21 protein-coding genes and 1 pseudogene are annotated in these 22,236 nt (G+C 40.2%); 11 read left to right on the plus strand and 11 right to left on the minus strand.

The annotated features are described in order from the left end of the window. The first annotated feature begins 400 nt into the window (after positions 1-400). Positions 401-1,528 carry an NAD(P)/FAD-dependent oxidoreductase gene (locus tag IM322_RS08620; RefSeq protein WP_287677251.1) on the plus strand — a complete coding sequence of 376 codons (1,128 nt, stop codon included), beginning with the start codon at positions 401-403 and terminating at the stop codon, positions 1,526-1,528. Positions 1,529-2,120: 592 nt separating this feature from the next. Beyond that, positions 2,121-2,522, plus strand: a complete 402-nt coding sequence (cdd, locus tag IM322_RS08625; protein ID WP_287079945.1) for a cytidine deaminase — start codon at positions 2,121-2,123, stop codon at positions 2,520-2,522. A 118-nt stretch (positions 2,523-2,640) separates the two neighbouring features. On the opposite strand, the gene IM322_RS08630 is transcribed toward cdd, so the two are convergent. Then, complete coding sequence (locus IM322_RS08630) at positions 2,641-2,856, minus strand: hypothetical protein (RefSeq protein WP_287677247.1); 216 nt, start codon at positions 2,854-2,856, stop codon at positions 2,641-2,643. Between the two features lie 242 nt (positions 2,857-3,098). After that, entirely contained in the window at positions 3,099-4,364 is a 1,266-nt protein-coding gene (locus IM322_RS08635) for a YcjF family protein (protein WP_287677245.1), read from the minus strand. Between the two features lie 58 nt (positions 4,365-4,422). Here IM322_RS08635 and IM322_RS08640 point away from each other — a divergent pair, with 58 nt between their 5' ends. Both IM322_RS08640 and IM322_RS08645 read left to right on the plus strand, forming a co-directional pair. After that, positions 4,423-5,598 (plus strand): DUF4336 domain-containing protein, encoded by a 1,176-nt coding sequence (locus tag IM322_RS08640; protein ID WP_287677243.1) that lies wholly within the window; start codon positions 4,423-4,425, stop codon positions 5,596-5,598. Between the two features lie 58 nt (positions 5,599-5,656). Continuing rightward, on the plus strand, positions 5,657-5,902 hold the full coding sequence (locus tag IM322_RS08645; RefSeq protein WP_002732005.1) for a ssr2422 family thylakoid membrane protein: 246 nt from the start codon (positions 5,657-5,659) through the stop codon (positions 5,900-5,902). Between the two features lie 210 nt (positions 5,903-6,112). Here IM322_RS08645 and IM322_RS08650 read toward each other — a convergent pair whose 3' ends face one another. The 5 genes from IM322_RS08650 to IM322_RS08670 form a co-directional block, all read right to left on the minus strand. Continuing rightward, positions 6,113-7,249, minus strand: a complete 1,137-nt coding sequence (locus IM322_RS08650; RefSeq protein ID WP_287677239.1) for an amino acid ABC transporter permease — start codon at positions 7,247-7,249, stop codon at positions 6,113-6,115. Between the two features lie 197 nt (positions 7,250-7,446). Next, the gene (gene psaK, locus IM322_RS08655; RefSeq protein ID WP_002760753.1) at positions 7,447-7,713 is read right to left on the minus strand and encodes a photosystem I reaction center subunit PsaK; all 267 of its coding nucleotides are present in this window, start codon (positions 7,711-7,713) and stop codon (positions 7,447-7,449) included. A 144-nt stretch (positions 7,714-7,857) separates the two neighbouring features. Then, on the minus strand, positions 7,858-8,094 hold the full coding sequence (gene rpmB / locus IM322_RS08660; protein ID WP_002775299.1) for a 50S ribosomal protein L28: 237 nt from the start codon (positions 8,092-8,094) through the stop codon (positions 7,858-7,860). A 254-nt stretch (positions 8,095-8,348) separates the two neighbouring features. After that, complete coding sequence (locus tag IM322_RS08665) at positions 8,349-8,771, minus strand: PIN-like domain-containing protein (protein WP_004157910.1); 423 nt, start codon at positions 8,769-8,771, stop codon at positions 8,349-8,351. Then, positions 8,768-9,484, minus strand: a complete 717-nt coding sequence (locus tag IM322_RS08670) for a DUF433 domain-containing protein (protein ID WP_287677237.1) — start codon at positions 9,482-9,484, stop codon at positions 8,768-8,770. Before IM322_RS08670 ends, IM322_RS08665 begins: the two co-directional genes overlap by 4 nt. A gap of 463 nt (positions 9,485-9,947) precedes the next feature. Here IM322_RS08670 and IM322_RS08675 point away from each other — a divergent pair, with 463 nt between their 5' ends. Then, positions 9,948-13,136 (plus strand): type ISP restriction/modification enzyme, encoded by a 3,189-nt coding sequence (locus IM322_RS08675; RefSeq protein WP_287677234.1) that lies wholly within the window; start codon positions 9,948-9,950, stop codon positions 13,134-13,136. A 105-nt stretch (positions 13,137-13,241) separates the two neighbouring features. Here the strand turns inward: IM322_RS08675 and IM322_RS23675 are convergent. The 3 genes and pseudogenes from IM322_RS23675 to IM322_RS08685 form a co-directional block, all read right to left on the minus strand. Continuing rightward, positions 13,242-13,349: pseudogene (locus tag IM322_RS23675) on the minus strand (PIN-like domain-containing protein); the annotation flags it as partial. Between the two features lie 68 nt (positions 13,350-13,417). Then, on the minus strand, positions 13,418-14,074 hold the full coding sequence (locus IM322_RS08680; RefSeq protein ID WP_287677232.1) for a hypothetical protein: 657 nt from the start codon (positions 14,072-14,074) through the stop codon (positions 13,418-13,420). 2 nt (positions 14,075-14,076) lie between these two features. Continuing rightward, on the minus strand, positions 14,077-15,069 hold the full coding sequence (locus tag IM322_RS08685) for an ImmA/IrrE family metallo-endopeptidase (RefSeq protein WP_287677230.1): 993 nt from the start codon (positions 15,067-15,069) through the stop codon (positions 14,077-14,079). A gap of 222 nt (positions 15,070-15,291) precedes the next feature. On the opposite strand from IM322_RS08685, the gene secA reads away from it, so the two are divergent. Next, complete coding sequence (secA, locus tag IM322_RS08690; protein ID WP_287677227.1) at positions 15,292-18,105, plus strand: preprotein translocase subunit SecA; 2,814 nt, start codon at positions 15,292-15,294, stop codon at positions 18,103-18,105. A gap of 234 nt (positions 18,106-18,339) precedes the next feature. Then, positions 18,340-18,498, plus strand: a complete 159-nt coding sequence (locus IM322_RS08695; protein WP_287677225.1) for a hypothetical protein — start codon at positions 18,340-18,342, stop codon at positions 18,496-18,498. 328 nt (positions 18,499-18,826) lie between these two features. Here the strand turns inward: IM322_RS08695 and IM322_RS08700 are convergent, their stop codons facing one another. Continuing rightward, the gene (locus IM322_RS08700; RefSeq protein WP_287078456.1) at positions 18,827-19,021 is read right to left on the minus strand and encodes a hypothetical protein; all 195 of its coding nucleotides are present in this window, start codon (positions 19,019-19,021) and stop codon (positions 18,827-18,829) included. A gap of 79 nt (positions 19,022-19,100) precedes the next feature. On the opposite strand from IM322_RS08700, the gene ispF reads away from it, so the two are divergent. The 4 genes from ispF (at position 19,101) to argS (ending at position 22,085) form a co-directional block, all read left to right on the plus strand. Further along, positions 19,101-19,580: a 2-C-methyl-D-erythritol 2,4-cyclodiphosphate synthase gene (gene ispF / locus IM322_RS08705; RefSeq protein ID WP_286825356.1), complete on the plus strand. Its 480-nt coding sequence runs from the start codon at positions 19,101-19,103 to the stop codon at positions 19,578-19,580. Between the two features lie 41 nt (positions 19,581-19,621). Continuing rightward, the gene (gene vapB, locus IM322_RS08710; RefSeq protein ID WP_286825355.1) at positions 19,622-19,849 is read left to right on the plus strand and encodes a type II toxin-antitoxin system VapB family antitoxin; all 228 of its coding nucleotides are present in this window, start codon (positions 19,622-19,624) and stop codon (positions 19,847-19,849) included. Beyond that, positions 19,849-20,235 (plus strand): type II toxin-antitoxin system VapC family toxin, encoded by a 387-nt coding sequence (locus tag IM322_RS08715; RefSeq protein ID WP_045361180.1) that lies wholly within the window; start codon positions 19,849-19,851, stop codon positions 20,233-20,235. The genes vapB and IM322_RS08715 overlap by 1 nt, the downstream gene beginning before the upstream one ends. 92 nt (positions 20,236-20,327) lie before the next feature. Beyond that, positions 20,328-22,085 carry an arginine--tRNA ligase gene (gene argS, locus IM322_RS08720; protein ID WP_286825353.1) on the plus strand — a complete coding sequence of 586 codons (1,758 nt, stop codon included), beginning with the start codon at positions 20,328-20,330 and terminating at the stop codon, positions 22,083-22,085. Positions 22,086-22,236 lie beyond the last annotated feature (151 nt).

The following is a 22,236-nucleotide window of genomic DNA, read 5'->3' on the forward strand; positions in this document are numbered from 1 at the left end:
CCCAGTATTATTACTACTAATACTATCCATAAAGGGTGTCTTTTTCCTTTATCTTTCCGAAAGTCCTTGACTTGTTTCAGTTTTTCTATTAAGCTCAACATATATTTAAAAGGTTGCCGGTCACTTCTCATTTTACCTGACTGTGATCGCTTTTACTTTTGATATTCTGATGGGAGAATGAAACAGCCCTACCCAAACCCCCCGTTGGGGGCGTGGCGCCGCCCCCAAACCCCGGAGCGCATTAGTTTTTCGGTGGGATGCTTACAGGCAGCTGCTGATACATCTGTAATAATTTAAAAGTCACTGATAATTGCTGATTGTCCGTATTTCTGCAAACGTGAGATGCAGTCTCAAACCTTTTTTAGTCCTGTTGCTGCTAGAAAAATAGCCTCTGGAGTTTATGACTAAAATTGTCATCATCGGTGCGGGAATAGTGGGGGCCACCATTGCCTACGAATTAAGCGCCATCGAAGGATTAGAAATTACCCTCATCGATGAAAAAAAACCAGGACAAGGAGCAACTGGGGCAGCCCTAGGGATTTTAATGGGGATTATCAGCCATAAAACTAAAGGTAGAGCCTGGAAACTGCGGCAAGAAAGTTTAAAACGTTACGAAACCCTCCTTCCTGAGCTAGAATCCCTCACCGGACTGACTATTCCCTGTCACCGTGATGGCATTGTCCTCCTGCGATCGAGTGCTGAAGACGAAGAAAATTGGCGCAAGTTAGCCCAAATCCGCCAAGAACAGGGATATTGTCTAGAAATCTGGGATAAAGAGACTTTAACCCAAAAATGTCCCCAAGTGGCCAGCGATCATCTCCAGGGTGCTATCTATTCTCCCAGTGATCGTCAAATTAACCCGGCCGCGCTCACGGAGGCTCTCGTCGCTGCTGCGGCAAGAAGGGGGGGAAAATGTAAATTTGGTGTAAAAGTTGAAAATTTCGGGAAGACAGAGCTTCAAGGCTCTAATTTGAGGCAATGCACCCATATTTATAGTTCTAATGGTATAGAGGAAACCGACTTTTTGATTCTTTGTGCGGGAATTGGTTCTACTGCTTTAACCGCAACTCTTAGCCATCCAGTGGAAATCCGACCGGTTTTAGGGCAAGCTTTGCAGATAAAATTGACGCAACCTTTAGAAAGTTCCGATTTTAAGCCGATTTTAACGGGAAATGACCTGCATATTCTGCCTTTGGCCGGAGCGGAATACTGGATTGGGGCAACGGTGGAATTTATGGACGAAAAGGGCGAAATTATCCCCGATACTGCCCTATTAGAGCAAGTGTATCAACAGGCGATCGCTTTTTGTCCCTCTTTGGCCGCGGGTGCGATCGTGCGTACTTGGTCCGGTAAGCGACCGCGACCGGAGAAAAAATCCGCTCCCATCATCGAATATTTGCCCGGATACGATAACGTTATTCTGGCCACGGGACACTACCGCAACGGGGTTTTATTAGCCCCCGCTACCGCTAAAATGGTCAGGGAAATGTTAAGTGGTAATTTAGGTTTTGCTGAAAAAGTTTGTTGATGGGGTTAGGAGTCGGTCGTCAGTATTCTCCGAGTCAGGAGATTATTTTTATTTATTCTCCCCTCTCCCCTCTCTACAATAATTACTCGCAGCCAGAAATACGTTGGGTTAATATCATACTTTGTGCTTTTTGTCAAAAAAACTTTTTTTTTGCAATAAAACTACATAAAAAAAAGATCATCATTGCTGGTGAAATTGACTGATTTACCCGTCTTAATTAGGATCACCTTCTAGGTGTGGCAAGGGTTTCAACCATTGCTGCCCAAAAAAGCACAGAGTGTCCCATTATGAAATTCAGTAAAATCGCTGTTACCACTGTAACATCGTTGTTAAATAAAAATCTTTCTCAATTAATTCTTAAGAATTTATAAATATTGCGGAATGTTAATTTAAATATTCTCAAGTTTTTGCATTCAATAAATAATTTTTACTTATCTTTGTCGGAAAATAGAACTCCTGCAAAAATCCAACATCTACCATTGGGTTAGGAGTCAGTATTTAGGAGTCAGGATTCGGCTTTTTTCTCCCTTCTCCCTTCTCCCTTCTCCCTTCTCCCTTCTCCCTTCTCCCTGCTATCTGCTATCTGCAGCCGATGACCCTATCTGAACAAGAAAGACAACAACTCTGTGACACTGCTCGGGAAGTGGCGAAACTTTCCTATTCTCCCTATTCCCGTTTTCGGGTGGGGGCAGCGGTCTTGACAAATAAAAAGATTTATGCTGGTACTAATGTAGAGAACGCTAGTTATGGCTTGAGTTTGTGCGCGGAAAGGGCAACTTTAGCGCAAATAATCGCAGCGGGCGATCGAGAAGTACGGGCGATCGCTATAGCCTGTATCGATGGGAAGGATGATATTAGTCAGTTAACTCCCTGCGGAGCCTGTCGTCAATGGATAGCCGAATTAGCGCCGAAAGCAGAGATTATTATCTGTGGAAATCAGCAAAATTATCGTTTTCATCTCTCGGATTTACTGCCTTTTTCCTTTCATTTTTAACTGTGGGCAAAGTATAGGGTTTAAGGTACTACAACAACGGCTAAGATAACTGCTATAAGAGCCGTTATCTGACCAAACATTAGTATCTAGTATCTAGTATCTAGTAAATACTTGAGAGTCATAAATGAACATCTCTACCAGTTGAGTTGTCCCGTAAATTATCCAAAGTATCATCATCAAGACTTGTCAAATCTACCCTTTGCCTAAAATCTTGCCAGGCTGACCAAAAATCATTAACCTCTCTAATTTCTACTAATACATCTTCATTATCAGGAAAATAAACTGCCTCTAATAACTCAATAATTTTGCCTTTTTTAATTCCTTTAACTAACATAATATCAACTCCTTCGTTGCCGACTCAAATGAGACTTCGTGCTTTGAGAGAATTTTTATCTCAGTCAAACTGCCTAAAACAATTATACTGCTACCCACTGAAACTGATGGCACATTTGTTATATGTTCTGTCTATAACTTGAATCATATCTATTCAACTGTATTGAACCATTGATCGGGTTCAGAAGCCCAAGTAAATTTCCAGTGAGGTTGCTTCATCTCCAACACTTAAGGGGCTAATAACTACATTTTATCTCCTCCGGTAGCGACATTTTTAAATCTTTCTTGGGCAGCGGAAAAAGCCTCTTTCATCACCCGTTGAATCCTCTTAGGATCGGGTTTTTTACCCCCCATTAAATCGCCAAAATAGACACAAGCGCCCTCTCCTAGGGCCCAGGTATAGGCAGCGGACCAAGAAGCGGCGATGACACTGCCAAAACCGGGGATAAATTTCACCAATTCCCGACCGATGGCCTGGGCCAAAAAGCCGCCAGCGATCGCACTGACGACTCCACCGGCTTGGGATGGGGTTAAGACTTGACCGTATAATTTGCCTAAAACCCCCACCATTGACACTTGTAGGGCGGTTAACACGGGCATAGTCGCTAAGGGTAAGGGAATCGCCGCCAAGGTCGCCGCTATGACGGAAAAGGCTAACATATAGCGTCGCGCCACGTCCCGATAGAGATTGCCTAATTTATTGCTGGTTTCCCGATCTAAAAGTTGGTGGATGGTGTTAGCCTCGGCTTTTGGCAATAAATCGGCTAAATTGTCTCTAAATGCCTCTAAACCGTAAAAAACAGGGTTGTAACCGTCTTCCTCTAGGGTGAAATCGATTAGCACAGAATTATCATATAAATCCTTAAAAGTTTCTTTAATTTCTTGATAGGCGCGATTGATATCCTCGAAATCGGGAGGATAAGGGGGATGATCGGCGGTATTAGGAGGATAAAGCTGATGAAGGCAGGTGACAGCCAGTAAACAGGGTATTTTAGGGTATTTTTGCCGCAGTTGTTTGGTAATTTCCAGGAGGCTATCGGTGGCAAAATCATTAATTTTTACCGTCACGATAAAAACCTGGGCGCATCCCGTATTTTCGGCTAAATCTGCTAATAATTCCGCGATTACCGTGTCTGTGTGTTGATAGGCATCCCCTAACCCCACCGTATCGGTAAAAATCAACAGGGGTAAGTCTTCCGCGGGGTAGGTGTAGCGCTGGGTGTTTTGGGTGTGGGGACGGAAACCTTGCCCGACGATTTCCGCCGAAACTCCCGTTATTCCCCGAATAATCGAACTTTTTCCCGTTTGGGGTTTGCCGATTAACAGCGCCTCGGTGGTGGGTAATTCTTGACGGACTTTTTCTAAAATTTCCGCCACTTGATTGTCACTAACACTAAACCACTGGAGGACAGTATTAGTCAACTGGTCGATGGGGAGTCTTTTCATCACTTCCCCCGTGAGACTATTCCAAGTATTGACCAAAGAATCAATGGGCAGTTTATTAGTCATGGGGATTAGAAGGGTTTATGATAACTAAAATAGAGATTTTCAGCAATAGAATCAGACGATGACAAAAGCCGCAATTAGTCCGCAAGATTTATCATGGCCTTTTTGGCCAATTGTACCACTTTATCCCTACGGTCAAAGACGGACAATTCGCCAAGAAGTGGTGAAAGATACGCTCTGGACATTTGAGCAATTGCAGGGTATTTTTTATGTGGTCGTGCCGATTCGCATGACGGTAATTAAGTTAGCATCTGGGGGTTTATTTGTTTATGCACCAGTGGCCCCGACTCCTGAATGTATTCGCTTAATGCGTGAGTTGGAAAGTCAACACGGGGAAGTTAAATATATTATTTTGCCGACGATTTCTGGGATTGAACATAAGGTTTTTGTCGGTCCTTTTGCCCGTTATTTTCCTAAGGCTATAGTTTATGTTGCTCCTAATCAATGGAGTTTTCCTCTTAATTTACCTTTGAGTTGGTTGGGTTTACCGGCAAAACGAACAGAAATTTTACCTGCTGACTCGGCAACCACTCCTTTAGGAAAGGATTTTAGTTATGAAATTTTACCCGCAATTGATCTGAATGTGGGATACTTCTCGGAAGTGGCTTTTTTTCATCACTACTCTCAAACTCTGCTGCTGACCGATGGAATTATTTCTATCCCAGAAAATCCTCCCGCTATTTTAGAATTAGACCCCTATCCTCTCCTGTTTCACGCTAAAAATAGTGCTAAGGATTTGGTGGAGAATACCCCAGAAAATCGCCGTCGGGGTTGGCAAAGAATTTGTCTTTTTGCTCTTTATTTTCAACCTGCTGTTTTAGCTGTTCCCAATTGGATTAAGGTTTTTCGAGATGCTTTTACTGCTAAGGAAAAGAGTAAAAAAGCCTATTTTGGTTTATTCCCTTTTCAATGGGGTGATGATTGGCAAAGGACTTTTTTAAATTTGCGTCGAGAGGGGAGGTTAATAGTAGCACCCATTTTGCAAACCTTGATTCTTAATCGCACTACTGACGAGGTTAGTCAATGGGTTGATAGAATTTCCCAATGGCCGATTAAACAGGTTATTCCTTGTCATTTTGCTAGTCCGATTCAAGCTGATAGTCAAGAGTTTAAACAGGCTTTTTCTTTCTTGTTAAAAGATTCTTATTTACCTAAAGATGACTTGGAATGTTTAGAAAGTATTGATAGTTTTTTAGTGCGCTGGCGATTGACTCCTCCTCCCGATAAAAAATTGTAATTTATGACTAAGAACTGCTATAATGTATGCGGTTGTTAGTTTATTGCTAATCAAGGTCATGCAAATTCCCGAAAATCCCAGTAATGATGACATCAGAGCGGCGTTGATTCAATTGCGAGAAGAACTTGGTCAAAAAGTTGACCGCTTAGAATATAAATTTGATGCCTATCAAAAAGGTACAGACGGTATGGTGAGAATGGCTACTACTATCATCATTGCCACCGCTTCTGTGGTAGTTTTATCTAGTCTTAGTCCTGCGGTGACAGCAATTATCACCGCTTTATATTCTGCTAATGCTCATTAGACCTCTTGTAAAAATCAAAAATTGTTGTTAGGGTTAGGAGTCAGTAGCTAGTAGTCAGTAGTCAGGAGAATTAAGAATGAATAATAATCAATTAAATGGTCTATTTACATATTTTAGGCAATAATCCTTATTTTTGCCGTTTTTGAACCCTCAAAAATTAATTATGCAAGAGGTTTATTAGTTACTTTATCGCTCAATTCTGGTGTGTTACTATCTTTCCTGAATTTTTACCCGTTTGTTTAATTGATTCATAGTCAAGGAAATCACCAGATTAAAGAATAAATAGGTTGCCATAACTACTATTAACATTTCTACAGCTTTTCCTGTCTGATTAGCGATGGTACTAGAGATAGCATAAATATCATTATAACCAATAGCGATCGCTAAACTAGAGTTTTTAACCAGGTTTAAACATTCATTAGTTAAAGGAGGAATAATCACTGGCAAAGCTTGGGGAAAAATCACTAATCTCATCACTAATAAAGGTTTTAATCCCAAGGCTTTAGCTGCTTCCCATTGTCCCCGATTAACCGATTGAATTCCCCCCCGTACTGTTTCCGCGATAAAGGCAGCTGTATAAACAGTTAAACCGATTAAGAGGGTGGCAAACTCAGAAGAAAGATGTAAACCAAAGTCAATATTTTGATTAATAGGATTAACTTGGGGACTTTGCCATTGTAAACCCCAGATTAGAGGAAATATAACTAGGATTAGTAGGCTAGTTAGACATAAACTAAGTTTATTTTTTAGATATAAAAATACTGAGAAAATTATTCCTAAAGCAATGATAGCTAAGGCTAACCATGTCCTGAAACTATTAGCGGGGAAAGGTAAATATACTCCTGAGTTATTTAAAAATACCCTGCCAAAGAACTCTAGAGAGTCCTCAATTTTAGGCAGTTTCAGAAATACCGCAAAATACCAGAAAAATAATTGTAATAATAGAGGAGTATTGCGAATAGTTTCCACATAAATTGTTGCTAACTGACGAATTAACCAATTATCCGACAAGCGACCTAACCCGATGACTATTCCCAGACTAATCGCCAAAAATATGCCAGTAATCATAATGCGGAGGGAATTAACTAATCCCACCAAAAGAGCGCGAAAATAGGTATCGGTGGGACTGTAGGGAATAGGAGAGTCACCAATCGCAAAAGAAGCTGGTCGGTCAGGATCAAAGAGAAAGCCAAAGCCAAAACTTAAGCGTAAGCGTTGGAAATTAATCACTAAATTGTGGCCAAAAAACCAGAAAATTAGGCAGACAATTAGCAGGATAATTACCTGTAGAAAAATCTTCTGAAATCGATCATCGTACCAAAAAGAATTTTTTTGAGGTAAAGTCATATTTATTATAAGTAAGTGGTTCTAATTAAATAGAAGATAGATTTTGCCTCTGATCCCCCCTGCCCCCCTTGATAAGGGGGGTGCCGATAGGCGGGGGGATCAGACAATTTTTAACACCTACCTACTTATATAGTCCAGAATTTGTCACAAAAGAAATCGGTGACTTTTGGCCACCGATTGAGAAAATCAACAAATATTTAGATAACTCCGAGACGGGAGAGACCGAGGATAACACCGGCGCCGAGGACATGACCAAAACTGGTAGTACCTAGTAAAGCGCCTAATCCCATACCACCGAATAAAGCGGGGGAAGGTAAAGCAGGACCGACATTTTGTTGTTGAATAGTCGCTTTACCGAAAGCAATAGCGAGAATATTGCAGATAATCATGACAATCGCCACTTTGGGACTCCATTCGCTGGAACCTTGTACGGCGGTAGCGGCCATTAATAGGGTTGAATACATTGAAATTCTCCTGAACAGGTCGTTTTAAGTTTTTAATCTTAAAGGTAGTTTTCACCCCACATCACTCCCTGTTGCAATACTTAATAATCAAAAGCACAGGAGTCAACGATACGGCCGATTCGTCTCCACTTCTGAACTACTCGCTTAGTACAAATTCAAGTTTAAGCCTACTTCTTTAGCGAAGACGGCTAATCCTTTCTTTTCAATGGTTTTGATAGCTTTGGTGGAGATGCGTAGTTTTACCCAACGGTTGCCTTCCGACCACCAGACTCTTTTCCATTGTAGGTTAGCTTCTTGTAATTTTTTGGTGCGACGGTGGGAGTGGGACACCGCATAGGCGTTATTGGCCTTTTTCCCCGTCATAGTACAGACTCTAGACATAATTTACTCCTGTGCGATCGATGTTTGTCAATAGTCAACCTTTCTAGTTTAACTCAAATCTCGCCAGAAGTCCCCCCTTCCCCCTGGGTGAAGTGAACGGAGATAAATTTAACAGCAAGTGGGGGGATTAAGAAGTTGATTAAACTGGTTCACTGCTCAGACAATTTCGACAATTGCATCAAAGGTAATGGTGAGAATATTGTCAACAAATTTAGTTGTAATTTGTTACTGAATAGAAACTATTTTAATAAGTTTTAAATAGTTTCTAGCATTCTGGTTAATTCATTTTTATTTTTCCACAATTTAACTTGACAATTTTGGTATATTTTTGCGATAAAAGGAGCTTGATTACCTTGGGTTATTCTCTCGATTTTATCGATTGTTTCCACAAAAATATTAACCATTGTTTGACGAGGTAAGTTACCAGAAACTAGAACAAATACTTGAGCCTGATAACGGGCTATCTGTTGAACTTCTAAAATATTTCTACCAATGTTTACATCTTTAGTTAATACTATCCATCCTCTTTGACTAACAATAGGTAGCCACTGCGTATCTGGTGCATCTGGGGCAAAATGAGCATGATGAAATTCAATCTTAACCCCTATTTTTTGCAAAGCTTCACCGATAGACTTTCCTAAAGCGCGGTCTATAAAATAGGTGTATTGATAGGTCATGCTGCTTGCCAATTGGACTCGAATAAAATCGCTTTTTCAATTTGCCAACGTTGACAATTATAATCATTGGCAATATCTTCTATAGAGTCCCCCGCATCATAAAGTTCTGTGACAATTTTAGTGGGAATTCCTGTTCCTTTGATAGTGGGTTTTCCGAAGGAAATATTCGGGTCTATCATGAGGACTTTATCAGTGAAGTCTTCCCCCTTTAGGTTGATAGTGGGAAAAAGCCTTGTGGCGATATCTTGTTCATCCCATTCAATACGAGTTAAGAGATTATTTAAGACTTGTTTCATCGCTAATTGTCCCGAACGGGAGGCATTAATTAAATGTTCAAATTGTTCGATAAAAAGGTCAATTCCATCGGTACTAAATTGTTTTTGAACCAGAGGATGATCGGTGTTAAATTGTTCACTAATATAGTCTAGGGTAAGTCTAACTTTATCGAGAGGGATGTTATGAACGGTGCGAATAACTCTTAAAACGTGCGCTTCCACTAAGTTAGTAAAGGAAAGTTGGGGAATATTCGGATTAGGTCGTTGAATGAGGGGTAAAAACTCTTTTTGTCCTTTTTTGGTGGGGTAGGTGCGTCCCTTTACCCAGGTTCTCAGAGTGGGTAAAGGAATATGGAGATAGCGCGCAGTATCGGCTATAGTATAGGTGGGAACATGGTAGAGATGCTCTAGAGATAAGGGAGATGACACTTTGACCATCGTTAATATTTTGGTGAAGTTGTTGGGATGAGATTATCGCCTATCGATTATCTCATTTTAGCTAATTTTGGTATCCTTGAGGATAGGGATAAAGCAGGGTACATCTCATTTTTGTAAATCTAGCAAGTTGGGATTTTTACGGGAAAACTCTCTGATAAAATCGGGCATTACTTCCGATTTTATTAGTCAATCCAAGCTTTTGGGGGGTTCTACCCCCCAAACCCCCCGTTGGGGGCGTGGCGCCGCCCCCAAACCCCCCGCGCATTAGCTTTTCGGTGGGATGCTTACAGGCGGCTGCTGATATATCTGTGATAATTTAAGAATCACTGATAATTGCTGATTGTCGGTATTTCTGCAAATGTCAGATGCACCCATAAAGTAGAATGAGCGCATCTCAGGGGACCTTGGGTCCAAATGAGGTTATATTTTATCTATAGAAGAACGTTTATAGGCTGCACCGATAATGACTAATTCACTGCCAAAATATCTAGAGGAAATCACTGGCATTTATCAACAGGGTAACGCCACAGAACACAGTTATCGTCCTGCTTTAAAAAAATTAATTGAATCCCTAAATAATAACCTACAAGCTCTCAATGAACCGAAAAGGATTGCTTGTGGCGCTCCGGATTTTGTGATTAATCAGGGTATGGTAGAAATTGGTCATCTGGAAGCAAAAGATATCGGAACTTCTCTCAAAAAGGTTGAAAATACTCCCCAAATAAAACGTTATTTACAGGCTTTGGGTAACTTAATTATCACCGATCATTTAGAATTTCGTTGGTATGTATCGGGAGAATTGCGTCTATCAGCTTCCGTGGCAACTCTTAATCAAAAAAAGCAAATTAAACCTGATTCCCAGGGTATTTTGCAAGTAGAACAAATGTTCTGCCAATTTTTTCTCTCGAAAGTTATTCAGATAACAACACCGCGAGAATTAGCGAAAAAAATGGCCGCTTTAGCGCAGTTAATTCGAGACGCAATCGGCCAAGCTTTAAAAGATCAAGATTGCGGGGGAATGTTGCGGCAACAATTGCAATCTTTTCAACGAGTTTTAATTAGTGATCTCAATGAAGCGCAGTTTGCGGATATGTATGCACAAACAATTTGTTATGGTTTATTCGCAGCACGCTGTAATACGGATCAAATCAGTTCTTTTTCCCGGGAAACGGCGGGATTTCGACTGCCAAAAACTAACCCTTTTTTGCGGGGAATTTTTCATCAAATTGCTGGTACAGAATTAGATGAGCGGATTACTTGGGCCGTGGATACTCTAGCCACTATTTTACAACAAACGGACATGGAGGGGATTCTGGGCAGCTTTGGAAAACGCACCCGCAAGGAGGACCCTGTAGTTCACTTTTATGAGACTTTTTTAGCCGAATACGATAGTAAAATGCGTGAGTCTAGGGGGGTTTATTATACCCCTGAACCCGTGGTTTCTTACATGGTTCGCAGTGTGGACTATATTCTGAAAAATAAGTTTCAGATTCCTAAAGGTTTGGCCGATGCCAAAAAAATTACGATTAAAAATCCTAATAATAGCCAAGAAACTCAGGAAGTTCACCAAGTTTTAATTCTGGATCCTGCTGTGGGAACCGGCACTTTTTTACACTCTGTTATCGATTATATCTATGAGAGTTTTCGTCAACAGAAAGGGATGTGGTCTAGTTATGTTAGTAAACATTTATTACCGCGTCTCTTTGGGTTTGAGTTACTGATGGCTCCCTACACCGTAGCACACATGAAGTTAGGTTTACAACTTCAGGAATTAGGCTATGATTTTAGTGCCGATGAACGCTTAGGAATCTATCTCACCAACACCCTACAGGAAGCTTTTCAAATTCCCCCTGCTGACGGTTTTTTAAATCGTATTCGCGATGAAGCAGCCGCGGCAAAAGATGTTAAGCAAGAAATGCCAGTCATGGTGATTTTAGGCAATCCACCCTATTCCTATCAGTCGATGAATACTGATCCTTGGATTGTGAATTTGGTTAAGGATTATTATCAATTAGATGGGAAACCATTGGGAGAGAGAAACCCCAAAGGTTTATTAGATGATTATGTGAAGTTTATTCGCTTTGCTCAGTATCGGGTAGCGGAAACTGGTTATGGAGTTGTGGCGTTAATTACAAATCATGGTTATTTAGATAACCCAACTTTTCGGGGAATGCGTCAAAATTTGATGCAGACTTTTGATGAGATTTATGTTTTAGATTTGCATGGGAATAGCAAGAAAAAAGAAGTTTGTCCCGATGGTTCACCCGATCAAAATGTGTTTGATATTCAGCAAGGTGTAGCGATTGCATTTTTTATCAAGTATCAAGATAGTCAGCAAGATTTAGCGAAGGTTTATCATGCTGATTTGTGGGGTGTTAGAGAGGTTAAAGAGAATAGGGAGTTAGTTGGGGGTAAGTATCATTGGTTAGATGAAAATGATATTAGTTCAACTGGATGGTTAGATATAGAGCCTAAAAAACCATTTTATTTGTTAAGAAGTCAATCAGAAGAATTGTTAGGTGAATATAATAAATATCATAGAATTGATGAAATATATATTACTCATATCTATGGTTTCAAGAGTCATCGTGATCACTTTGCTATAGATTTCGATAAAGAGCAGATAGTTAAACGAATTACTGAATTAGTTAATCAAGATAAATTAGACAATTCTTTTTCTGATAAATATGACTTAGGAAAGTGGGATTGGAAGAAAGCATCTACAGCTTTGAAACAAGAGATAGACTTGTGGAGATTCCTTGACTTATGCGCTTATAGACCCTTCGACAATAGGTTTATGTTTTATTCTGATTATGTTATGGATAGAACAAGACCTGATTTAAGAAACCATATATTTAACAAAGAAAATTTGTGTTTAGTTTGTTCTCGTCAAATAGCAAATAATGAATATAGACATTTTTGGATAACTGACTTAGTTCCTAATGATTGTTTGATTTCAAATATCACGAAAGAATCTAACCATAACTTCCCCCTCTATCTTTACCCAACCAATACCCCAACTCTATTTGAAACAGAACCAACCAACTCGCCAAATGGTCGCCGGCCCAATCTAGCGCCAGAATTTATTAACAAACTTTCGGCAAAACTTGGCTTAGAATTTTTCTCAGATGGCAAAGGAGACGAAAAGAAAACCTTTGCACCGGAAGACATTTTTAACTATATCTATGCCGTCTTTTACTCTCCCCAATATCGCCAACGTTACGCCGAATTTTTAAAAATAGACTTTCCTCGTGTTCCTCTCACCAGTGATAAAGAATTATTCTGGGAATTAGTCAAAAAAGGTGACAGATTAGTGCAGTTACACCTGATGAAAGGGACAGGAAAAGAAATTAGTAGCTATCCTGTGGCGGGTTCTAATCTAGTTGAACAGGTGAAATATGACGAAAATAAACAACAAATTTCGATTAATTCTGACCAGTATTTTGCGGGGATTCCGCCGCAAATTTGGAACTTTTATATCGGCGGTTATCAAGTGTGTCAGAAGTGGCTAAAAGACCGCAAAGGTCGCCACCTTAGCTACGATGACTTAGAACATTATCAACAAATTATCTCCATTTTGGGAGAATCGATCGCAATTATGGAAACTATAGATATAATTATCAATAAATATGGTGGTTTCCCCTTTAGTTAAGCCACCGGTGAGAGAAGATTAATACTAAATCCGTTGAATATAGGCTACATATCAGGAGAGGTAAAAGGTAGAATAAATAATCAGTTTTTAATAACCAGATTTAGTATTACCAGAAACTAGAACAAATACTTGAGCCTGATAACGGGCTATCTGTTGAACTTCTAAAATATTTCTACCAATGTTTACATCTTTAGTTAATACTATCCATCCTTGTTAATATTTTGGTGAAGTTGTTGGGATAAGATTATCGCCTATCGATTATCTCATTTTAGCTAATTTTGCTATCCTTGAGGGTAGGGATAAAGTAAGTTTCCCGTTTCTTTGCTTAATTCCCTAATTTCAGTTTCTAACAGTTTTCTGACTTGCTGCTCTGCTGATTCTCTGCTATAACCGAATATAAGTTTAAGATTAGTGTCACAATCTCTAAAGGGGTAAACTTTCTCTTGAATACAATTAAATCCATAAATTTCAATATCTTTTAAAATTAATTGTTCTAAACACCATATTTTACCTTCAAGGTAGCCAGTAATCTGATTAGTTTCAGGAACATTTATTTTTTTTAAGCATCGTTTATCTCCCGTGAGTAAATAGCTTAAATTATTTTGTTTATTCAAGTAGCTAACATAACTGAGGAGAATAGCCTCACCTATGTCTATTCCTTCAATTTTCTGTAATTGAATAAAATCCTCCTGATTGATATTATTAATTGATATTTTATCGCAGGTTTCAACGACAGATAAAGCGTCTTCTAGGTTATATTTAACAGGGTTTCTCTTTCTTTTTTGCTGCGCTTGCCTTTTAAATTTATATTGAAATGTCTCAAGAATTTTAACTTGATTAATCTCAACTCCAAAGGTATTGAGGGTTTTCTCAAATAAACCACAGGTGGCCAATTTTAGGATAATGTCATTATCCAAACAATAAACAGAACCAGTCAAGATTAAACTCCTAACACCTTTTCTAGATACTCGTAGGTTTCGTCATCAAATTTATCCCAGTCTAACTGATTGGCCAAATATTCATTAATAATCTTGTTGCCATTTGGGTTAGGTTCTAATACTTTTAAAGTCTTCATGGCTAAAGCAAAGTAGTCCCTATTATGCCATCCATAGTTCAGAATAATTGCACCTATGTCAATATCGGGATGATGAGAGATAAAATGTTCTTGAACATATTTCCTCAATTTTTCAGCATTTTGGAATTTCCCATCCCCAAGGCAGTTATCACAATCACCTAAGAGTAATTCAGTGGCAAATTGATTAGCTTCTTTTTCTTCGCTATCATTATCAAATGTAATGTCTTCATCAACTAATACCCCATTGTTTAGATGTGCTAATGCTAAATGTCCTAATTCGTGTGCTAAGTCAAAAGCGAGTCTTGCCGACTGTTGATGTTTTGAACTAAGAATAATTACAGGAGAAGTGGAATGCCATTGAATTAATCCAGCAAATTTATTAGTATTGTTAGGAAAATGATCAAAGTATCCTACCGCTATTCCCTGAGACCAACAATAGTCTAAAAGAGAGGTCAAGTCAACCTTTGGCTGGTCACTTAAGATGTCTTCCCTGATGGTTTTAGCATCCTTAGGTAAAGGAGTATAATTAACTTCAACCCCCAAGGAAATTAACTCAGCAAACCGACTCGCTAAAGCTTGCGCTAGATAGGGATGTTGGTTATTTTGGCTATTGTGCTGTTTAAATTTAGTATGGGGAGGTCTATTAAATTTGACCTCTTCTTGAGGGGTTAATAAAGATGAGAGGTCAAGATTGAGGTTTTTGGCGATATAACCTGCTCCTTCTAGGACCGCAACGGGTTTATCATTGAGTTCATCATCCCACCAACTGGGTAAGCCATTTTTTCGGACATAATTTTTTTTAAGTCCGATTTGTGAGAGTTTCTGGTAGAGGGATGCCATGGTAAGGCTTTCTGTCATGGTTTCACCCTCCTTTGTCGGCAATACTAAGTTTTTTAAGGTTTTAGGGAATCAAAGTAGATCAGTATATTCTTAGCTCTAAGATACCATCTCTAACTTAATTTTTGCCCACTGGCAATAGTCCCTTTTCACCGATAAATGACTCTCCACTCCCAACCAGAGTGATACAATTGTTAACACCACAGACCAAGAGCCAATCGAAGCGAGAGAATAAAAACTGCTATGTTAAAAGCCCTACTCGGAGACCCCAACGCCCGCAAAATTAAAAAATTTCAGCCCCTCGTCACCGAAATCAACCTGCTGGAAGAAGATATTAAAAACCTGTCCGATGAGGAATTAAGGAGCAAAACCAGCGAATTTAAGGAAAGATTAGACAAAGCGAGAAATTATGAGCAAAGAGAGGAGATTCTCGAGGAAATCCTCCCCGAAGCTTTCGCCATTGTCCGGGAAGCGGGCATCCGAGTCTTAGGGATGCGTCACTTTGACGTACAGTTATTGGGGGGAATGGTACTCCACAAAGGACAAATCGCCGAGATGAAAACCGGGGAAGGAAAAACCCTAGTTGCCACTCTCCCCGCTTATTTGAATGGATTGACCGGAAAAGGGGTTCACGTCGTCACCGTCAACGATTATCTCGCCCGTCGTGACGCGGAATGGATGGGGCAGGTACATCGCTTTTTAGGGTTAAGTGTGGGACTAATTCAAGCCGGTATGAGTCCAGAAGAAAGAAAGAAAAATTATGCCTGTGACATCACCTACACCACTAACAGCGAACTCGGCTTTGATTATCTGCGCGATAACATGGCTACAGTGATGGGGGAAGTCGTCCAAAGACCTTTTAACTACTGCGTTATCGACGAAGTGGACTCCATTCTTATCGATGAGGCCAGAACTCCATTAATTATATCAGGAGCGATCGATCGACCCACAGAAAAATATATTCTCGCCGCCGAAATCGCCGAGCAATTAGTGCGCCAAAAAGTAGAAGACGGACCGGGAGACTACGAAGTTAACGAAAAAGACCGTAACGTTTTAATGACCGATGAAGGCTTTAAAAAAGCGGAAGAACTATTAGAAGTTACCGATTTATACGACCAAGAAAATCCCTGGGCGCACTATATTTCTAACGCTATTCGTGCCAAAGAACTCCAGAAAAAAGACGTTAACTATATCGTCCGCAGTGGTGAAATTGTTATTGTTGATGAGTTCACGGGACGGGTATTACCGGGGCGACGTTGGGGCGATGGTTTACATCAGGCAGTGGAAGCTAAGGAAGGGGTAGAAATTCAACAGGAAACCCAAACCTTAGCCACGATTACCTATCAAAACTTTTTCTTACTCTATCCGAAATTATCCGGCATGACCGGGACGGCCAAAACTGAAGAAACGGAACTAGAAAAAGTCTATAACCTGCAAGTAACAATTATCCCCACCAACCGCGTTTCTCGTCGGCAAGATTTAGCCGATGTGGTCTATAAAAATGAACAGGCAAAATGGAACGCCGTCGCCGAAGAATGTCAACAAATGCACGAAGAAGGCCGCCCGGTTTTAGTCGGTACTACCAGTGTGGAAAAATCGGAAGTGCTTTCGCTTTTATTACAGGGAAGAAAGATTCCCCATAACTTGCTTAATGCTCGCCCAGAAAACGTGGAAAGGGAATCGGAAATCGTCGCCCAAGCAGGGCGGGCCGGAGCCGTAACCATTGCTACAAACATGGCAGGACGGGGAACCGATATCATCCTCGGTGGTAACTCTGACTATATGGCCCGATTGAAAATTCGCGAGTATTTAATGCCCAAATTAGTTATGCCCGAAGATGACAATTTGGCCTTTAGTTTACCCAGTTTAGGAGAACGCAATCGCCCCCAAGGATTCGCTCCGGGTAAAAAGAAAAAAAACTGGCGCGCCTCGGCGGAAATTTTTCCCACTGAGTTACCGAAAGAGGTAGAAAATACCCTGAAAGAAGCGGTTAAATTTGCCGTTGATACCCACGGAACTCAAAGTTTACCGGAATTAGAAGTAGAAGAAAAAATCGCTATTGCGGCCGAAAAAGCTCCCACGGATGACCAGGTTATTCAAAAGTTACGGGAAGTCTATAAATTAATTCGCAAAAGTTATGAAGATTACACCGGCAAAGAACACGATGAAGTAGTAGAAAGAGGCGGACTGCACGTTATCGGGACGGAACGCCACGAATCCCGCCGTATTGACAACCAATTGCGAGGCAGAGCGGGCAGACAGGGCGACCCCGGTTCCACACGCTTCTTTTTAAGCCTAGAAGACAATTTATTGCGGATTTTTGGGGGCGACCGCGTGGCGGGTTTAATGGATGCCTTCCGGGTGGAAGAAGATATGCCCATTGAATCGGGAATGTTGACTCGTTCCTTGGAAGGAGCGCAAAGAAAAGTGGAAACCTTCTATTATGATGCCCGGAAACAGGTGTTTGAATACGACGAGGTGATGAATAATCAACGGCGCGCTATTTATGCCGAACGTCGTCGGGTTTTGGAGGGGATGGACTTAAAAGAACAGGTGCTGCAATACGCCGAAAAAACCATGGATGAAATCGTCATGGCTTATATTAATCCCGAACTGCCGGCGGAAGAATGGGATTTAGAAAAACTGATTAGTAAATCTCAGGAATTCGTCTATCTCTTGGCAGATATTACCGCTAAAGATATCGAGGATATGAGTGTTAATGATATCAAGATGTTCCTCCACGAAGAAGTTCGCAAAGCTTACGAAATTAAAGAACGTCAAGTGGATAGTATTCGCCCCGGTTTAATGCGCGATGCCGAACGTTATTTTATCCTGCAACAAATCGATATGTTATGGCGCGAACACCTGCAAGCTATGGAAGCTTTACGCGAGTCGATTGGTTTACGCGGTTACGGTCAAAAAGACCCCCTAATTGAGTATAAACAGGAAGGCTACGAGATGTTTTTAGAAATGATGATTGATATCCGTCGTAACGTGGTTTATTCCCTGTTCCAATTCCAACCGCAAGGACAACCCCAAGCAGTGGCTAGTGAATAGTAAAAACTAAAAGTTGGCTTAAATTGGGGAGAATTGGCTAAGGCTAATTCTCTCATTTTTTTACCCCAAGAAATCAGTCACCCACAATCCACACTAGGACGAAAATTATCAGTCCAATCACTCCATAGGACAGCAACGACCCCAAAAAATTGAGGATTTGTACGGGAAAATGAATCAAAACTTGGTAAGTAAAATCGGCAGCTGCCAGCAAGGCAGCGAAAAACATAATCACAAGTGTTATCATGCTTAATATCTTCTCAATCTGATAGAATAAATGGCTATCCTTTGCGGGAATTGGCAGTGGATAGTCAGAAGTTAGGAGATTATCCCCAAGAAAAAACTCGGAGTTACTCTCCCGATTCTACCGCAATTTTAACAGCGATCGAGTTATAAGTGGGTGGGTGGAATTAAATATAAGATGAACGTAGGTTGGGTTGAAGCATGAAACCCAACGCCCGCATGGGTTACGCTACTATTAAAAACGGATTTAGTAAGTAATCTCAATTAATTCTTAGATAGTGGGATAGGCTTCTGGTTCTTTGTATTTTATCTTTAATTGTAACCGGCTACTTAGTTGATAATAGGTGGTGCGTTACGACGGATTGTTACCTTCAAGTCAAAGCAGCAATTTTTGCCGTCTAACGCACCCTACGTTTTACTATTAAAAAGGAGCCATCTCACATTTGCAGAAATACCGATAATCAGCAATTATCAGTAACTCTTAAATTATTACAGATATATCAGCAGCTGCCTGTAAGCATCCCACCGAAAAACTAATGCGCTCCGGGGTTTGGGGGGTAGAACCCCCCAAAAGCTTGGATTGAGTGATAAAATCGAAAGTAACGGCAGACTTTAGCAGAGAGTTTCCCTTTAAAAATACTAACTTAGTTGATTGACAAAAATACGATGCACCCATTAAAAACAAATAAATATTTCCCCGTTTCCCGTTCCCTTTTGCGATAAGATAATTAATATAACTCCAAGAGGACTGCTCTATGAATATTCGTATTGGTAACGGCTACGATATCCACCGATTGGTGACAGGAAGACCTTTAATTTTAGGAGGAGTAGAAATTGCCCATACTGTCGGGTTATTGGGTCATAGTGATGCCGATGTCTTAACCCACGCTATTATGGATGCCATGCTGGGGGCGCTTAGTTTAGGCGATATCGGTCATTATTTTCCCCCCACAGACCCGCAATGGCAAGGGGCGAATAGTTTAAAATTATTAGAGCAAGTTAATCAATTAATTATCGATAAAGGTTGGCAGATTAATAATATTGATTCGGTAATTGTCGCCGAAAAACCGAAAATGAAATCCCACCTTAGTGCGATGCGAACCAAGTTAGCAGAAACTCTCAATATTAATCCGGAACAGGTGGGAATTAAAGCCACTACTAACGAACAATTGGGACCGGTAGGACGAGAAGAAGGTATCGCAGTTTATGCCGTGGTTTTATTGGTTAAGGAATAAGTAATTAGTAAGAATTCGCTCAGATTAAATATCCCAAACCTATGAATATAGACACAAAAATATTAGAAACTGTCGAAGCAATGCCAGAGTTATTAAAAATAGAGCTGCTTCACTATGCTGAATATTTGATGGCCAATTATCAATCAGATGTTATTATAGAGAAATCTTCTCTTAGGAAACGTCGTTCAGGAATTTTACAAGGTACATTTACCTTGCCTTTGTCCGATGACTTTGATCAGTCTTTGGAAGATTTTCAGGAATATATGTGATGACATCTTTTCTTCTGGACACCCATACTTTCATCTGGTTAACTGAAAACGATCCTAACTTGCCTAATAATCTTCGGGAGGAAATTGATTTTGCTCCTGAAGTTTATGTCAGTATTGTTAGTCTCTGGGAAATTGCGATTAAGTTAAATTTAGGTAAGTTAGCCCTACAAAAAAGTTATGAAACCATTGAAACTAAACTAGAAGCATCAGATATAACATTACTGTCTATATCATTTTCTGATACTCTAAAAATTTGTACTTTACCCTTGCATCACCGTGATCCATTTGATAGAATGCTAATTGCTCAATCTCTAAACAGATCGCTAATTCTAATTAGTAAAGATACTAAATTTGATGCTTATAATGTACCAAGAAAATGGACGTAATGCCCCGTTCGGATCAATTCTATTCAAGATGAGAGCAAGATAAATTTCCTAATTACCCATAGATTTCTAACATTCATTCCTAAATTCTCTCTATGACTGCCATTATCCAACAAATAAAAGAACGCTTTTCCCAGTCCCTAGTTAAATCCTTTGGGGAAAACTTCGCTGATACCGATCCTCTAATTGTGGCCGCTAGTAACCCCCGTTTTGGCGATTATCAATGTAATATTTCCCTCTCTTTAGCCAAAGAATTAAAACAAAAACCGCGGGAAGTGGCGGCAACTTTACTAAAAAATCTAGAGATAGATGATCTCTGTCAAACCCCCGAAATTGCCGGACCCGGTTTTATCAATCTTACCCTTAAACCCGGTTATCTAGAAACCCAATTAAAAGACCTAATTACCGACAACCGTTTAGGAGTTGCCGCTGCTAACCCCAGTCAAAAAATTATTGTCGATTTTTCCAGTCCCAATATTGCCAAAGAAATGCACGTTGGTCACTTGCGATCAACTATAATTGGTGATTGTATCGCCAGGATTTTGGAATTTCGTCATCATCAAGTAATTCGTCTTAATCACGTCGGGGATTGGGGTACTCAATTCGGGATGTTAATCACCTATCTACAAGAAGCTTATCCTAGCGCTTTAACCCAAGCAGATGCCCTAGATTTAGGGGATTTAGTTAGCTTTTATAAAAAGGCCAAAATTCGTTTTGATGAAGACGAAAAATTTAAAGAAACTGCCCGTCAAGCGGTAGTAAGATTACAGTCGGGTGATCCTCAAAGTCGTCAAGCATGGCAGTTACTTTGTCAACAATCACGGCGGGAATTTCAGAAAATCTATGATATTCTCGATATAAAACTGACCGAAAGGGGTGAATCTTTTTATAATCCTTACCTTGAGGCAGTAATCAGAGAATTAGATCAACAGGGATTGCTAACAGAAGACAACGGTGCTTTATGCGTCTTTCTCGATGGTTTTACCAACAAAGAGGGCGATCCTTTGCCCCTAATTGTCAAGAAATCCGACGGCGGTTATAATTACGCTACCACCGATTTAGCGGCAATTTGTTATCGAGTCCGGCAAGATAAAGCCGAAAGAATAATTTATGTCACCGATGCTGGACAAGCTAACCATTTTGCCCAAGTATTTCAGGTGGCTAAAAAAGCGGGATTTTTACCCGATAATGTGGCAGTGGTTCACGTCGCTTTTGGATTAGTTTTAGGGGAAGATGGTAAAAAATTAAAAACTCGTTCCGGGGAGACGGTAAAATTACAAGAATTACTCGATCAAGCGATCGCCTGTTCCCTGGCTGACTTAGAAAAAAGACTGGCAAGCGAGGAAAGAGAAGAAACCGGCGATTTTATCGCTAAGACTGCCAAAACTGTCGGATTAAGTGCCGTTAAATACGCCGATCTCAGCCAAAATCGCAATAGTAACTACGTTTTCAGTTACGACAAAATGCTCAATCTGCAAGGCAACACCGCCCCCTATATGCTGTACGCTTACGCTAGAGTCCAGAGTATCAGTCGCGAAGGTGGTATTAATTTTCAGGATTTAAGTGCCAATTCACCGCTAATTCTCAAGGATGAAAGCGAATTAATTCTGGCTAAACAATTACTGCAACTTCCGCAAGTAATTAGCACCGTGGAAGAGGATTTATTACCCAATCGTTTATGTGATTATCTTTACGAACTCAGTAAAAAGTATAATCGTTTCTACGAAAGTTGCCCTGTACTCAAAGCGGAAGAACCGATTAAAACCTCTCGTTTAGTTTTGTGTGATTTGACGGCAAGAACCCTAAAATTAGGCCTATCTCTCCTAGGAATCTCCGTTTTGGAAAGAATGTAAATCAGTTATCAATTATCAGTTATCAGTTATCAGTTATCAGTTATCAGTTATCAGTTATCAGTTATCAGTTATCAGTTATCAGTTATCAGTTATCAGTTATCAGTTATCAGTTATCAGTTATCAGTTATCAGTTATCAGTTATCAGTTATCA

The sequence above is a fragment of the Microcystis sp. M109S1 genome (assembly GCF_020247025.1).
Taxonomy (GTDB): domain Bacteria; phylum Cyanobacteriota; class Cyanobacteriia; order Cyanobacteriales; family Microcystaceae; genus Microcystis.

Excerpts from the sequence above, each read along its gene's own strand:
- IM322_RS08620 (WP_287677251.1), top strand. The coding sequence starts at position 401 with ATGACTAAAATTGTCATCATCGGTGCGGGAATAGTGGGGGCCACCATT.
- cdd (WP_287079945.1), top strand. The coding sequence starts at position 2,121 with ATGACCCTATCTGAACAAGAAAGACAACAACTCTGTGACACTGCTCGG.
- IM322_RS08630 (WP_287677247.1), bottom strand. The coding sequence starts at position 2,856 with ATGTTAGTTAAAGGAATTAAAAAAGGCAAAATTATTGAGTTATTAGAG.
- IM322_RS08635 (WP_287677245.1), bottom strand. The coding sequence starts at position 4,364 with ATGACTAATAAACTGCCCATTGATTCTTTGGTCAATACTTGGAATAGT.
- IM322_RS08640 (WP_287677243.1), top strand. The coding sequence starts at position 4,423 with ATGACAAAAGCCGCAATTAGTCCGCAAGATTTATCATGGCCTTTTTGG.
- IM322_RS08645 (WP_002732005.1), top strand. The coding sequence starts at position 5,657 with ATGCAAATTCCCGAAAATCCCAGTAATGATGACATCAGAGCGGCGTTG.
- IM322_RS08650 (WP_287677239.1), bottom strand. The coding sequence starts at position 7,249 with ATGACTTTACCTCAAAAAAATTCTTTTTGGTACGATGATCGATTTCAG.
- psaK (WP_002760753.1), bottom strand. The coding sequence starts at position 7,713 with ATGTATTCAACCCTATTAATGGCCGCTACCGCCGTACAAGGTTCCAGC.
- rpmB (WP_002775299.1), bottom strand. The coding sequence starts at position 8,094 with ATGTCTAGAGTCTGTACTATGACGGGGAAAAAGGCCAATAACGCCTAT.
- IM322_RS08665 (WP_004157910.1), bottom strand. The coding sequence starts at position 8,771 with ATGACCTATCAATACACCTATTTTATAGACCGCGCTTTAGGAAAGTCT.
- IM322_RS08670 (WP_287677237.1), bottom strand. The coding sequence starts at position 9,484 with ATGGTCAAAGTGTCATCTCCCTTATCTCTAGAGCATCTCTACCATGTT.
- IM322_RS08675 (WP_287677234.1), top strand. The coding sequence starts at position 9,948 with ATGACTAATTCACTGCCAAAATATCTAGAGGAAATCACTGGCATTTAT.
- IM322_RS08685 (WP_287677230.1), bottom strand. The coding sequence starts at position 15,069 with ATGACAGAAAGCCTTACCATGGCATCCCTCTACCAGAAACTCTCACAA.
- secA (WP_287677227.1), top strand. The coding sequence starts at position 15,292 with ATGTTAAAAGCCCTACTCGGAGACCCCAACGCCCGCAAAATTAAAAAA.
- IM322_RS08700 (WP_287078456.1), bottom strand. The coding sequence starts at position 19,021 with ATGGGTGCATCGTATTTTTGTCAATCAACTAAGTTAGTATTTTTAAAG.
- ispF (WP_286825356.1), top strand. The coding sequence starts at position 19,101 with ATGAATATTCGTATTGGTAACGGCTACGATATCCACCGATTGGTGACA.
- vapB (WP_286825355.1), top strand. The coding sequence starts at position 19,622 with ATGAATATAGACACAAAAATATTAGAAACTGTCGAAGCAATGCCAGAG.
- IM322_RS08715 (WP_045361180.1), top strand. The coding sequence starts at position 19,849 with ATGACATCTTTTCTTCTGGACACCCATACTTTCATCTGGTTAACTGAA.
- argS (WP_286825353.1), top strand. The coding sequence starts at position 20,328 with ATGACTGCCATTATCCAACAAATAAAAGAACGCTTTTCCCAGTCCCTA.